Below are 12,835 nucleotides of genomic sequence, written 5' to 3' on the forward strand. Positions count from 1 at the left end.
GCGCTCACCTCAATAGTGAGTCTCGCCACTCGGATGACCGTCTATACGTGTCGCCCTCAAATTTTGGCTAGAGTTAGTTACCGGATGTTTCCACACTCTGGACAAATGGTTGCATAGATGCCAGGCGTGTACCGGGATAGAAATGCGCGAGAATCGCCTGGAACGACATCCCGTGCGATGCGAGCGCGTCCGCCTCGTGCAAACTCAGGCCGAGATCGGATCCCCTGCCGTAACAGGTGAAAAGAAGATTATCTCCGCTCGTCACAAAGCGGAAGTCGTCCGAGGCCAGTCCGAGGCTCGCGGCAAACGCGGCGCCACTCCAAGCCTCGGAGCCTGCTTTCACAGCCTGCACAAAGCCATCGCTCGCGCGCACCTCTCGAAGGCCAGTGAAGCTGGTCAAATGCGCACCCAGAGCTTGATTGAAAGCACCCAAGGTGTACGCGACGGTGGAAATGCGGGCGGGGCTGGCGGCATCCGCCGGGCATGGTGTGCGTTTGAGGTACGGCACGGAATAGCCGAGTGCCATCTCGGCCGACCGGGTCCAGCCGGTGGAAATTTGGCAGAAAAACGCGAGGATGGGCTGGCCGGCATAGGTCAAAATGCGCCCGTCGGTCGCTTCGATCGCGGCCTGGGCACGCGCGATGAACGACAGTGCAGCCTGCGAACCAATGGAGAGCTCCAGTTCGTGCTCGGTTTCCACGGGGAGATCGAGAGCAGGGTTGTCCGTAAGATCGGCGTGCTCGCGCTCAGCTTGGGGAGACGGGTGGAGCATGGCGCGCACGGCGTAGGTGCGCACGGCCACACTCGCAGCCTCAAGGCTGGCCAGCGGAGCCCCCGGGTCGCAGTTGGCCAACAAAGCTTCGAGGATGTACGTGTTGAGCGGCATCGATTTGGACTGACCTGTTTCAACGTCAAAGACTCGAACTTGGACGCGCGCATCGTGCTGGGAGATCCAGGCGGACACGTCAGGCATGGCCGATTGCTGAAACGCTTTTGCAATCCCCACAGGAAAGAGCACCAGCGCGGAAAAGGCGAGCGCAATTCGAACTGCGAACTGTAGGACGCCGCGAAGGAGACTTTGTTTGGACATGGCGCTGATCCTCCCGGTGACCTGCCGGCGATACATGCTGACATTTGGGCGACTGATCGCGAACTGGCGAGGACAACCCGTTCAATGGAACATATGCGCCTCGGTGCGGCAATATGCCGAGGCGTCATTCGGTCAGATGGAGTCGATCAGACGAAAAAAAGCCGCAGAACCCGGTCTCGGTTCTACGGCCCGTATGCGCCTCATGCATCAACCCACGGACTTGGCGATTTGAAGCTCCGCGTCTCCCTCAATTCGCTCCAAGCGCGCGCCGAGCTGCGTGAACTTACCAACGAGATTGTCGTAGCCGCGATCGATATGATGAAGCCCGTACACTTCCGTCTGTCCCTCGGCGAGAAGCCCGGCGATGACGAGGGCGGCGCCGGCGCGGAGGTCCGTTGCGGTGACGCGCGCTCCGGTCAAGCGCGGCACACCTTCAATCACCGCCGTGCGGCCTTCGATGTGAATGTTGGCGCCCATGCGCTGCAGCTCCGCCACATGCATGAAGCGGTTTTCAAACACGGTTTCCGTGACGGTGCTGGTTCCCTGCGCCACCGTGAGGGCAGCGACCATCTGCGCCTGCAAATCGGTCGGAAACGACGGATAGTAATGCGTCTTGACGTCGAGCGGCCGCATGCGGCCACCTTGGCATGGCCACACCTTGATGCCCTCGACTCGGTCCTCGATGACCGCGCCGGCCTCTTCCAGCTTCGCGATGAGCGGCATCAAGTGGTGAGACAGGGCGTTTTCTACGTACACGCCGCGCCCAATGAGCGCGGACGCGATGAGAAACGTGCCCGCCTCAATCCTATCTGGAATGACCGCGTGCGTGGCGCCGTGCAGGCGATCGACGCCCTCGACGCGGATGACGTCCGTGCCTGCTCCGCGAACGCGAGCGCCCATCGCGTTCAGATAGTTGGCGAGATCGACGTTCTCGGGCTCTTTCGCTGCGTTCTCGATGATGGTCTGTCCCTTGGCGAGCACGGCGGCCATCATGATGTTCTGCGTGGCGCCGACGCTTGGCACATCCAAGTAGATGCGCGCACCATGGAGGCCACCGCGGGGCGCCCGAAAATGCACATATCCGTTCTCCACCACGGCCGTGGCGCCGAGCGCCTCGAGGCCCTTGATGTGAAGATCCACGGGCCTCGGCCCGATGTTGCATCCTCCGGGCAACGCCACCATGGCTTCACCAAAGCGCGCCAGAAGGGGCCCCGCCACCACAAATGAAGCCCGCATTTTGCGCACGAGTTCGGCTGGAGGACACACACTCAACAGTCGCCGCGCGTCGACGCGGATGGAACTGCCGTTCCACTCCAGCTTCGCGCCGAGGGCCGAAACCGTGTCCGCCATCACGCGCACATCCAGCAGGCGGGGGACCTCCTCGATTTGACTCACGCCCTCCTCGGCGAGCAGACTGGCCGCGAGGATAGGCAACACCGCATTTTTCGCTCCGCTGACGCGAACGGTCCCCTCCAGGGGATATCCACCCTCAATCACGATCTTTCCCATTCCGCTACCTCCGCACGGCTTTCCTGAGCCTCACGAAGCGGCGGCGCGGACGCGTCGTCAATAGGTCGCGATCACGAGAGGGGAGCCCACATACACATCGGTTCCTCGTCGAAACGAGTCGTCGTGCACAGCCACCTGCATGTTCACACGCCGATGGTCTCCCGACAGCACGTACACCGGCACACGGGCGCTGTACCCCGACAAGCTCGTCTCAAGTGGCGTCCGAATTCCCTCCACCACTCCGGCGCCCACCGCTCTCAAGGCCGCGATTGCCATTCCGTCCGCTTCCGCCTCGCTGACTTCGCTCGGTTTGAAACCAGCTATGTATGCGCTCATCTGCGGCGTGCCATTGACGGACGCCACCGTGCGCTCCACCTGGTCATATTGCGATGAAAATTGGCCTTCCGTCAAGTTGGAACTCGATGCTGTCACGGTCATCACGGTCTCCGGTTGGCCGTCTCCTGCGCCGCTCGTCGCTCCGGGAAAACTGGTCAGGATCACCTCGGCGCGCGTCCCACCTGGCCAAACGCCTGCAGCTCGCCAGTACGTCTCATTCGCGAGTTGCGTAGCCTGTGTCTGCACGTCCGCGATGCCAAGCTCCTGCACGACCTGAGCACCCAGCGCGGTAAGCTGCGCCTCGTTCAAGAACGACGCATTCAACTGTGTCCAGTCGTGGATGAGATACGAGCTCGGCGATGTGCCGGTCGCCCGCAGACCACTCATGAGGAACGCGTACTGCTGGGCCCCGTCCGACTGAGCAGAAGTGGACGTCTCAGCACTCGCCGTACCGGGCGGGTGTGCGATCACGGCGCCAAGCCCGATCCAAAGCGCCAGCCACATAGCGCGCTTCCAAGCCTTTTTCCCGCGGCGGCGCACGAGACGAGCCCGCCGAATGACTTTAGTGTGTGCCATGGCGGATACCTCCATCCGATCCTGAAAATCAGGAGTCCAGTCTCACCTTCACCTGATTTCCAGTCTCGACGGATCCGGCCGTGGCTAAACCCGGCGCCCGAAGGTTTCATAGATTTCGTAGAGGGGATTCATCCGTCTCCCTCAAAGTGCGCCGTTCAACAACTGCATGGCACCGAGCAGAATGAGTCCCACGATGACGGAGAGCACACCTCCGGCAAGCGCGAGGAAGAACCGCAAGAGCTGGGCCTGCCCCGCGAACGGTTGGTGAGTAAACTTGTCCCACCTGAGTGCGCCGAGCGCCCACCAACTGGCCACGACGCCCAGGAAGAAGACCAAGAGCAGGACAATACCGTCCGCCCCCATCGTCGCACTCACCCGATACGCCAGCTGCACCCGTTCACCTCCCGCTCACCCGCTCGAATGCACCCAAACGAGGCTGGCCGCCTCTCAACCTATCGTGAAGAGACGGCCAGCTGTCGGTATCCATCATACCATGGAATTAGGCGTTCGGGACACTCGCGTGCAAAAATCCGTTCAGGCGCTTATGCTCTTCCACCGCCTGGAGCCGCAGTTCTGCGCGCGTGAGCGCCTGCCGCGCGCGATCCGCTTCCTCCTCGTCCACGGCCGCCTGCAGTCGCTTCTCCGCGCGGTCTTTTGCGTGAAGGGCGCGATCGACGTCGATCTCCTCCGGCAACTCGGCCGTGTCCGCGAGAATGGTGATCTTCTCAGGCAGGACCTCCACGAAACCGCCTGAGACGGGGACGACATCCTGGCGGTCGTCCGCCAACCGAATGCGCACCAGGCAGGGCTTGACGGCGGTCGCGAGCGGCATATGGCGGGGCAGAATGCCGATCTCGCCATCGCCGCCCCGCAGGATCACCATGCGCACGTCCATCGAAAGCACAATCCGCTCCGGCGTGACGATTTCGAGCGGCACGGTCAACATCTGCGCTCACCTCGCTTCCGGATGGGATCAGGCGTAGCCGTCCTTGCGCGCCTTTTCGATCACGTCTTCGATGGCGCCGCAGTAACGGAAGTACGTCTCGGGAATGTCGTCGTGCTTGCCCTCCAGGATTTCCTTGAACGAACGCACCGTGTCCTTCACCGGCACGTACTTGCCAGGCGTACCTGTGAACACCTCGGCGACGAAGAACGGCTGCGACAGGAAGTTCTGGATCTTGCGCGCGCGTGACACGATGAGTCGGTCCTCGTCCGTCAGTTCGTCCATACCGAGGATGGCAATGATGTCCTGCAGCTCGCGATACCGCTGCAGCACGGCCTGCACGCCACGCGCCACCTGGTAGTGCTCATCGCCCACGATGTCCGGCTGAAGCGCGCGCGACGTCGACGCGAGAGGATCCACCGCAGGATACAGGCCCATGTCGGCGATCCGGCGCTCCAACACGGTCGTCGCGTCGAGGTGGGTGAACGTGTTGGCCGGGGCCGGATCTGTATAGTCGTCCGCCGGCACGTACACAGCCTGAATGGACGTGATGGATCCGCGCACGGTCGACGCGATGCGTTCCTGCAGTTGGCCCATTTCCGTGGCCAGCGTCGGTTGATAACCTACGGCTGACGGCATGCGGCCGAGAAGCGCCGACACCTCGGAACCGGCCTGCGTGAAGCGGAAGATATTGTCGATGAAGAACAGGACGTCGCGCTGCTCCACGTCGCGGAAGTACTCGGCGAGCGTCAGGCCGGACAACGCCACGCGCAGACGAGCGCCCGGCGGCTCGTTCATCTGGCCGAACACCATGCACGTCTTGTCGAGGACGCCCGACTCCTTCATTTCATGGTAGAGGTCGTTACCCTCGCGCGTCCGCTCGCCGACGCCAGCGAACACGGAATAACCGCCGTGCTCCTTCGCGATATTGTGGATGAGCTCCTGAATGAGCACCGTCTTGCCGACGCCCGCGCCGCCAAACAGGCCGACCTTACCGCCCTTCACGTACGGAGCGAGCAGGTCCACGACCTTGATGCCTGTCTCGAAAATCTCTGTCTTCGTCGTCAGGTCGCCGAACGCCGGCGCTGGGCGATGAATGGGCCAGCGCTCCGCGCCTTCGACAGGCCCGAGCTCGTCGATGGTCTCGCCGAGCACGTTGAAGATGCGCCCCAGCGTACCCGCACCCACGGGCATCGAAATGGCCTGCCCGGTGTCGACGACTTCGACGCCACGAATGAGCCCGTCCGTCGACGACATCGCGATAGCGCGAACCACGTTGTCTCCGAGGTGGAGCGCCACCTCAAGCGTCAGATGCACGGGCAAGTCGCCCTCGTAGTCGATGCGGAGGGCGTTGTTGATGGCCGGCAGCTGTCCTTCAGGAAAGCGGACGTCGACCACCGGGCCCATGACCTGCACCACATACCCTTTGTTCACGAATGTCCCTCCTTGCGGCCGTTTCCTTCGTCACTTCAACGCTTCCGCGCCGCCAACAATCTCCGCGATCTGCGTCGTGATCGCCGCTTGGCGCGCCCGGTTCAGCGACAACGTCAGTTTGTCGATCAACTCAAGCGCGTTGTCGGTCGCGTTGCCCATCGCATTCATGCGCGCCGCATGCTCCGATGCCTTCGCGTCCAACACGGCCTGATACACCAGCGTCTCGGCATATCGCGGGAGGAGAGCCGCCATGACCGACTCCTCGTCCGGTTCGAACAGGTAGTTGCGACGAGGCCCTTGGACCTGGTCGCCCAGGGAAGCGAGCGGTAGCACCTTGCGCACGACCGGGCGTTGAACCGCTGCGTTGATGAATTCGTTGTAGATGAAATACAGCTCGTCGAATTCTTCCCGCTCGTACGCCGCGATGATGCTCTCCGCCAAGTGCTGCACAGAGTGATACGCCGGCGTATCCGGGAGATCGACGACCTCGGCCGCGATGGGCAGTCCTCGGCGCTGGAAGAAGTTCCGGCCCCGCTTGCCGACGGTATAAATGGCGTACGAGCCCTTGTCGCGCTTGCCAAACTCCTGCATCGCGGCGCGCACGACCTGCGCGTTGTACGGTCCTGCCAGGCCGCGATCGGCCGTGATGACCAGGTAGCCAATGCGCCGCACGGGTCGCACCGCGAGCAAAGGGTGCTTGACATGACGCGCGGAGAGTGACAGGTTCGCAAGCATCTCCTGCATCTTGGAGAGGTACGGCTTGGACTTCTGCACCGCATCCTGCACGCGGCGCAATTTGGCAGCCGCGACCATCTCCATCGCCTTCGTGATCTGCGCGGTATTCCGGACGCTCTTGATGCGCCGCCGAATGTCGCGCATGCTGTTTTGCGCCATCGCCCGTTCTCACCACCATTTGGGCCGAAGCCCCGATTCGTGCGGCACGGCCCGCGAAGGGCCGTGCACTATCCGTTCATCAGGGCACAAACGTCGGCTTGAACTTCGCCATCGCCTCTTTCATGAGTTCGATGGTGTCATCCTCCAACGACTTGCGCTCCTGCATCTGTTGAAAGACCTGCGGATACTCGCGGTCCAGGAAGGCGAGCCACTCCCGCTCGAACTTCTGCACAGCCTCGACCGGAATGTCGTCCAGGTAGCCGTTCACACCGGTCCAGAGAGACGCCACCTGGCGATCGAACGTGAGCGGGTGATACTGCGGTTGCTTGAGCAGTTCCGTCATCCGCTGACCTCGGCGCAGCGTGTCCTGAGTCGCCTTGTCGAGATCGCTGCCAAACTGGGTGAACGCTTGGAGTTCACGGTACTGGGCGAGGTCCAGCTTCAGCGTGCCCGCGACCTTCTTCATGGCCTTGGTCTGTGCGGCTGAACCCACGCGAGACACCGACGATCCGACGTTGATGGCCGGCCGCACACCTGCGAAGAACAGGTCCGACTCGAGGAAGATCTGCCCGTCCGTGATGGAGATGACGTTCGTCGGAATGTAGGCGGAGATATCGCCCGCCTGGGTCTCGATGAACGGCAGGGCCGTCAGCGACCCACCACCGTGCTCGTCGTTCAACTTCGCGGCGCGCTCCAGGAGGCGCGAATGCAGATAGAACACGTCGCCGGGATACGCCTCGCGGCCGGGCGGTCGCCGCAACAAGAGCGACATCTCGCGGTATGCCGCGGCCTGCTTTGACAGGTCATCGTACACCACGAGGGCGTGTTGTCCGTTGTACAAGAAGTACTCGGCCATCGCACATCCAGCGTAGGGCGCGAGGAACAGAAGCGGAGCAGGCTCCGAAGCGCTCGCGACGACGACCGTGGTGTACTCCATGGCACCGTAGCGGCGAAGCGTCTCCACGACCTGCGCCACCGTCGACTGCTTTTGCCCGATGGCCACGTAGATGCACTTCACGTCCTTGCCCTTTTGGTTGATGATGGTATCCAGCGCAATGGCCGTCTTACCCGTCTGGCGGTCGCCGATGATCAACTCGCGCTGACCGCGCCCGATGGGCACCATGGAATCGATGGCTTTGATACCCGTTTCGAGCGGCTCGTGCACCGAGCGCCGCACGATGACACCCGGCGCGGGCGACTCGACGGGCCGGTACTCCGTGGCCTCAATGGGGCCCTTGTTGTCAATGGGTTGACCCAGCGCGTTGACGACACGCCCCAGGAGCTGTGGCCCCACGGGCACCGTGACGAGGCGCCCCGTGCGGCGCACCTGTTCGCCTTCGCGAATGCCCTGCACGGAACCGAGCACCACGACGCCGACGTTGTCCTCCTCCAGGTTCAGCGCCATGCCGTACACGCCGCTTTCAAACTCGACCAGCTCGCCCGCCATAACGTTGTCCAGGCCGTACAGGCGCGCGATACCGTCGCCCACCGACAGCACCGTGCCGGTGTCGCGCACCTCGGCCTTGACCTCGAACTGCTCGATTTGCTGCTTGATGAGCGCGCTGATTTCATCCGGTCGAATGCTCAACGTATTCCCTCCTTACGCACTGCGCGGGCTAACAGGCGATCGCGGAACTGGCGCAAAGCGTTTGCCGTCGTCGCGTCCAGGACGCGATGGCCCATGTGAATTCGCACGCCCGCGATGAGCGCCGGATTTTCGATCACCTTTGGAATCACGGTCTTCCCGCAAGCCTCCGTGAGACGGCGGACCAACTCCTCCAGGTCCGCCTCGGCCAACGGCTGCGCCGTCTCGATCTCGACCCGCACGCGCCCGTTCATCTCGTCCGCGAGCTCCTGGTAGCGCTCCGCCACGAGGGCGACGTACGAACCACGCCCTCTTTCCAACAAGAGGGTTAGAAAGCGAGTCATGTCGGGACGCAAGGGTTCCCCCAAGACATTTGCCAGCGCCCTGAGCTTGTCTTCCGACGTGACAACTGGGCTCGCGAGAAAATGTGACAGTTCCTTGAAAGCGCCGAGCAGGGCGTGAATCTTGCTCAACTGGGCGCCAATCTCGTCCACCGCGCCGTGCTCCTGCGCGTACGCCACGAGCGCGCGGGCATAGCGATTCGCCACCGTGCCGGTCAACATACGAGCTCACCCAGCTTGTTCTCGGCTTCGACCACGAGATCGTTGTGCAGCTCCGCCGTGACGTGATCGCGCAGCAGCTTGGTGGTCAATTCGACAGACAACTCCGCCACGCGCTTCGTGACGGCGGCCAGCGCCTCGTCCCGCTCGCGAACGATGGCCTGGCGGCTCTCCTCGAGAATGCGGGCAGCTTCCTCCTCGGCCTTCTGCACGATCTCGCGCGCCTGCTCGTCAGCGCGAATGCGCGCCTGATCCAACAAGTTGCGTGCCTCTTTGCGCGCCTCTTCCAACAGGCGCTGTTGCTCGGCCAGAAGGCGCTCCGCTTCTTCGCGGTTCTTCTCCGCCTCGCTGATCTGCGTTTCAATATGGATTCTCCGCTGTTCCAACATCCGCGCCAGCGGCTTGAACGCAAACCGCTGAATGATGAAAAACACGATGAGGAACGAAATCACGGAGAAGATGAACGTTCCAACTTGAAAGATGCCGCCCACCTGGAACACTCCCTCCTCCTTGGATTGGCATCCGGCTCACAAGAGCGCCCGGCTCTCGGCCGGGCGCGTCAGGCATCAGAACGCGCCCTTCGTGAAGAGGATGATGATACCGAATGCCAGCGCAATGACCGGGAACGCCTCGACCAGTGCGACACCAAGGAGCGCGCTGCCGAAGATGGAGCCGCGCGCTTCGGGCTGGCGGGCGACGCCCTCGACGTATTTGCTCATGACCATGCCGTCGCCGACGCCGGAACCGACGGCCGCCAGGCCGAGCAGAAGCGCCACCGCAATGTCGTAAATCGCCTTGACCATGTCGAGTTGCATCAGTCTGTTCCTCCTTTTGTTGATGGACGTAAACTTGGTTCGCGCAAGCCCTTGCGGGCCTCGACGGATCAGTGCTGGCTGTCGACCTCAAACGACTTCATGCCGATGTATAGGCACATCAGAATGCTGAACACATAGGCTTGAATCGTCGCGACAAAACCACTGTACAGCAGCCAGACGATGATGAACGGAAGCTGCCAAGGAATGAAGTGGAACGCGAACGGCGCGCGCAACAGAAGCCCCAGCAGGATTTCGCCAGCGAAGATGTTGCCGAAAAGTCGCATGCCGTGCGTCAGCGGATTCGTGATCTCCTCCAGCAGACCAAATGGAGGATGGCGGAGCAGGTGGCGGAACCACTTGATGGGATGCCTGAGTCCCCGCGCGTGGCTGATGAGCCACACCATGATGGCGAGCCCAAGTGCCATGCTCATGTTGGACGTCGGAGAGTCAAAGAGCTCCACGTCCCCCTTGGCGTTCTGCAGGTCGGACGGGCCCAAGCCCCAAATGTGGAGGTGCGGATCGAAGTGCACCGTGATGGTCATGATGAGCCCGAGCCAGTTGGCGACGAACAGAAAGAGCAACATGATGAACGCGAGAGGACGCACAAATCGCCTCGAGTCGTCGCTCGGCATCACGTCTTTCGCCATGCTCTCCGAAAAGTCGAAGGCCCACTCCACGAGGTTCTGCAGCCCACGGGGGTGACGCATGTCCATCCGCGCCACGGCCAGCCGCAGCAGCACGAAGACGATGAGCCCCGTCAGGAAGATGGTCGCGATGACCACGACGTTCGTCTGCCAGATGGTCCCCGGGAATAGCGTCGGGAAGACCGGCACGTTTTCACCTTCTTTCCGTCATCTTCTTTGATCAGGCGGGTTCTTGGCATACCGATACATCCCAATGATGATGAACACGAAACTCAGCGCGTACCCGACCAAGGCCGCGTACGGATTGAACAGCGCCTTGAACTTCAGCGAGATCACCATGATGACCACGATCAGCGCGAGTCGCGCGAACATGCCCACCATGCCGGAGGCGAAGAGCAGTTGTCCCTGCACATCGTCGTTCAGGTGCCCTTGGCGAATCATGCTGAAGATGACAAACAGGCCGCCAACCTCGCCCAGCAGCAGGCCACTGCAGACGGGACGCACTTCTCGAAAGACGGCGACGGAAATCGCAGTCAGCACCATCAGCCCGAGCCACGACCATTGAATGGCCCGAAGCCGCTTCATGAGGGAATTGGCACTCATTGTCGGTCTCCTAGAACCTGTTTGACGAGGAACGTGAGGCCCGACACTCCGGCGATCACGCCGAGCACCACGCCTGCCACCGTCGGCCACAACCGGTGGACATGCAAACTTACGACATGCCCCAAAAACCCCAGGCCAACGATGCACCCAGCGAGTTGCAGCGTGGCACCTGAGTAGACGGCGAATAACGTCCAGTCACTCGGCTTTCCGCGCGCAGAACGCGCCTCATTGCGGTCTTCGTCTGCGAACGCACACACCACCTAGAACAGATTGAAGAGAGGGACAAACTCGTGTGATGCAAAGAGACTGAGTGGAGCAATTGTAACATTCCACCACATACCTATAGGGTTTCCGCTTGCAAGCCAGGATAACCGTAGCAAGGAAGGCGTTTCCAGAAATGGGCGCGCTAGCTCGCCCTTTTCGTAGCGCGAAACGCCTGTTTGTATGGTGAAATGCCAGAACCCTCGCCTATAGTACACTAGCCCAAAATTCGCTGTCAACGCGGAAACCCCGCGGAATACCAGGGATTTTGCGCGGCTGTCCCTGATTGTTCACAAAATCCCCGGTGCGCGCCCCGTCATGCAGAACTCACGTCGCCCATTCCACAAATGGAAGTGAAAGCGCAAGCACATACTGGAAACCATTATCGGCGCTGAAACGGCCCTTCGGATTCCAGATAGCGAAACGGCTGCGGCCGATCCGCGAGTCCGAAATGATACAGAATGGCTTGTACAATGCGCTCCGACGCGTGTCCGTCGCCGTACGGATTCTTGCGCAACGCCATATCCCGGTATGCGGCTTCGTCCGTCAGCAGGCGCTTGGCCTCGGAGAAGATGATTTCCTCGTCCGTTCCCACGAGCTTCAGCGTTCCCGCATCAATGCCCTCCGGCCGCTCCGTTGTGTCTCTCAGCACGAGCACCGGCACACCCAACGACGGCGCCTCCTCCTGAATGCCGCCGGAGTCGGTGAGAATAAGCGTCGCCCGCGCCATGAAATTGTGATTGTCGATCACGCCGAGCGGATCGAGCAAGTGGATTCGCGGATGGCCGCCGAGGATGGAAAACACCGTGTCGCGCACGCGGGGATTCAGGTGAACCGGATACACCAAATGAAGGTCATCCGCAAGATCCACCACGCGGCGCGCCGCACGGCAGATGCTCTCGAGTTTCTCGCCCCAGTTCTCGCGTCGGTGGCTCGTCATGTAGATGAGGCGGGCGCCCTGTGGCATCCCGTCCAACACCGGATGCGTGTACGCTTTGCGGACGGTTGTGCGCATGGCGTCGATGGCAGTGTTGCCAGTGATAAAGATGGCTTCCTCCGGCCGCCCCTCCTGCCTGAGATGGGCCGCGGCGACATCCGTCGGAGCAAAGAAAAGGTCGCACAGCACATCGGTCAGCTGGCGATTCATCTCTTCCGGGAACGGGCTGTATTTCTGATACGTCCGAAGCCCCGCTTCCACGTGGCCAATGGCAATCTGCTGATAAAACGCGGCCAGGCTCGCGGCAAATGTCGTGGTGGTGTCTCCGTGCACCAGCACGATGTCCGGCTTGCGGCGCTCGAGCACGCCTTCCAAGCCCGCGAGAGCCTTCACGGTGATGGTGGCCAGTGTCTGTTTGGGCTCCATGATATCGAGATCGTCGTCGACGCGAATTGAGAAGACCTCGAGCACCTGATCCAACATCTGCCTGTGCTGCGCAGTGACGCAGACGAGCGACTCAATCTGCGGATGCGCCTCAAGCGCCTGCACAAGCGGCGCCATCTTGATGGCCTCAGGCCGCGTTCCGAAGACGGTGAGCACACGGACGGGCGTTGATTTCAACGATAGGACCCCCTCATTGTCTTTCCC

At 61.8% G+C, this 12,835-nt stretch carries 14 protein-coding genes; all 14 read right to left on the bottom strand.

The genetic code is table 11. From position 1 onward, the window contains the following. Positions 1–73: 73 nt before the first annotated feature. Positions 74–1,090: a SpoIID/LytB domain-containing protein gene (locus tag AMA01_RS02230; RefSeq protein ID WP_067846627.1), complete on the bottom strand. Its 1,017-nt coding sequence runs from the start codon at positions 1,088–1,090 to the stop codon at positions 74–76. A gap of 207 nt (positions 1,091–1,297) precedes the next feature. Beyond that, on the bottom strand, positions 1,298–2,599 hold the full coding sequence (murA, locus tag AMA01_RS02235) for a UDP-N-acetylglucosamine 1-carboxyvinyltransferase (RefSeq protein ID WP_067846631.1): 1,302 nt from the start codon (positions 2,597–2,599) through the stop codon (positions 1,298–1,300). 57 nt (positions 2,600–2,656) lie between these two features. Beyond that, complete coding sequence (locus AMA01_RS02240; RefSeq protein ID WP_067846634.1) at positions 2,657–3,511, bottom strand: YwmB family TATA-box binding protein; 855 nt, start codon at positions 3,509–3,511, stop codon at positions 2,657–2,659. 141 nt (positions 3,512–3,652) lie between these two features. Beyond that, a complete protein-coding gene (locus tag AMA01_RS02245) occupies positions 3,653–3,904 on the bottom strand; it encodes a DUF1146 family protein (protein ID WP_067846637.1) in 252 nt (83 codons plus the stop codon). Positions 3,905–4,010: 106 nt separating this feature from the next. Further along, a complete protein-coding gene (atpC, locus tag AMA01_RS02250) occupies positions 4,011–4,457 on the bottom strand; it encodes an ATP synthase F1 subunit epsilon (RefSeq protein WP_067846640.1) in 447 nt (148 codons plus the stop codon). A gap of 27 nt (positions 4,458–4,484) precedes the next feature. Continuing rightward, a complete protein-coding gene (atpD, locus tag AMA01_RS02255) occupies positions 4,485–5,888 on the bottom strand; it encodes a F0F1 ATP synthase subunit beta (RefSeq protein WP_067846643.1) in 1,404 nt (467 codons plus the stop codon). 30 nt (positions 5,889–5,918) lie between these two features. Continuing rightward, on the bottom strand, positions 5,919–6,782 hold the full coding sequence (gene atpG, locus AMA01_RS02260; RefSeq protein WP_067846647.1) for an ATP synthase F1 subunit gamma: 864 nt from the start codon (positions 6,780–6,782) through the stop codon (positions 5,919–5,921). Between the two features lie 79 nt (positions 6,783–6,861). Further along, complete coding sequence (gene atpA, locus AMA01_RS02265) at positions 6,862–8,370, bottom strand: F0F1 ATP synthase subunit alpha (protein WP_067846650.1); 1,509 nt, start codon at positions 8,368–8,370, stop codon at positions 6,862–6,864. Then, complete coding sequence (gene atpH, locus AMA01_RS02270) at positions 8,367–8,930, bottom strand: ATP synthase F1 subunit delta (protein ID WP_067846653.1); 564 nt, start codon at positions 8,928–8,930, stop codon at positions 8,367–8,369. The genes atpA and atpH overlap by 4 nt, the downstream gene beginning before the upstream one ends. Further along, complete coding sequence (gene atpF / locus AMA01_RS02275; RefSeq protein ID WP_231862781.1) at positions 8,924–9,418, bottom strand: F0F1 ATP synthase subunit B; 495 nt, start codon at positions 9,416–9,418, stop codon at positions 8,924–8,926. Before atpF ends, atpH begins: the two co-directional genes overlap by 7 nt. A gap of 75 nt (positions 9,419–9,493) precedes the next feature. Further along, on the bottom strand, positions 9,494–9,742 hold the full coding sequence (atpE, locus tag AMA01_RS02280; RefSeq protein ID WP_008339894.1) for an ATP synthase F0 subunit C: 249 nt from the start codon (positions 9,740–9,742) through the stop codon (positions 9,494–9,496). A gap of 68 nt (positions 9,743–9,810) precedes the next feature. Then, positions 9,811–10,575 (bottom strand): F0F1 ATP synthase subunit A, encoded by a 765-nt coding sequence (gene atpB / locus AMA01_RS02285; RefSeq protein ID WP_067846658.1) that lies wholly within the window; start codon positions 10,573–10,575, stop codon positions 9,811–9,813. An 18-nt stretch (positions 10,576–10,593) separates the two neighbouring features. Continuing rightward, complete coding sequence (locus AMA01_RS02290; RefSeq protein WP_067846663.1) at positions 10,594–10,989, bottom strand: hypothetical protein; 396 nt, start codon at positions 10,987–10,989, stop codon at positions 10,594–10,596. A 643-nt stretch (positions 10,990–11,632) separates the two neighbouring features. Next, complete coding sequence (gene wecB / locus AMA01_RS02300) at positions 11,633–12,748, bottom strand: non-hydrolyzing UDP-N-acetylglucosamine 2-epimerase (RefSeq protein ID WP_067846902.1); 1,116 nt, start codon at positions 12,746–12,748, stop codon at positions 11,633–11,635. Between the last annotated feature and the right edge of the window lie 87 nt (positions 12,749–12,835).

This window comes from Alicyclobacillus mali NBRC 102425, from assembly GCF_001570745.1.
Classification (GTDB): domain Bacteria; phylum Bacillota; class Bacilli; order Alicyclobacillales; family Alicyclobacillaceae; genus Alicyclobacillus; species Alicyclobacillus mali.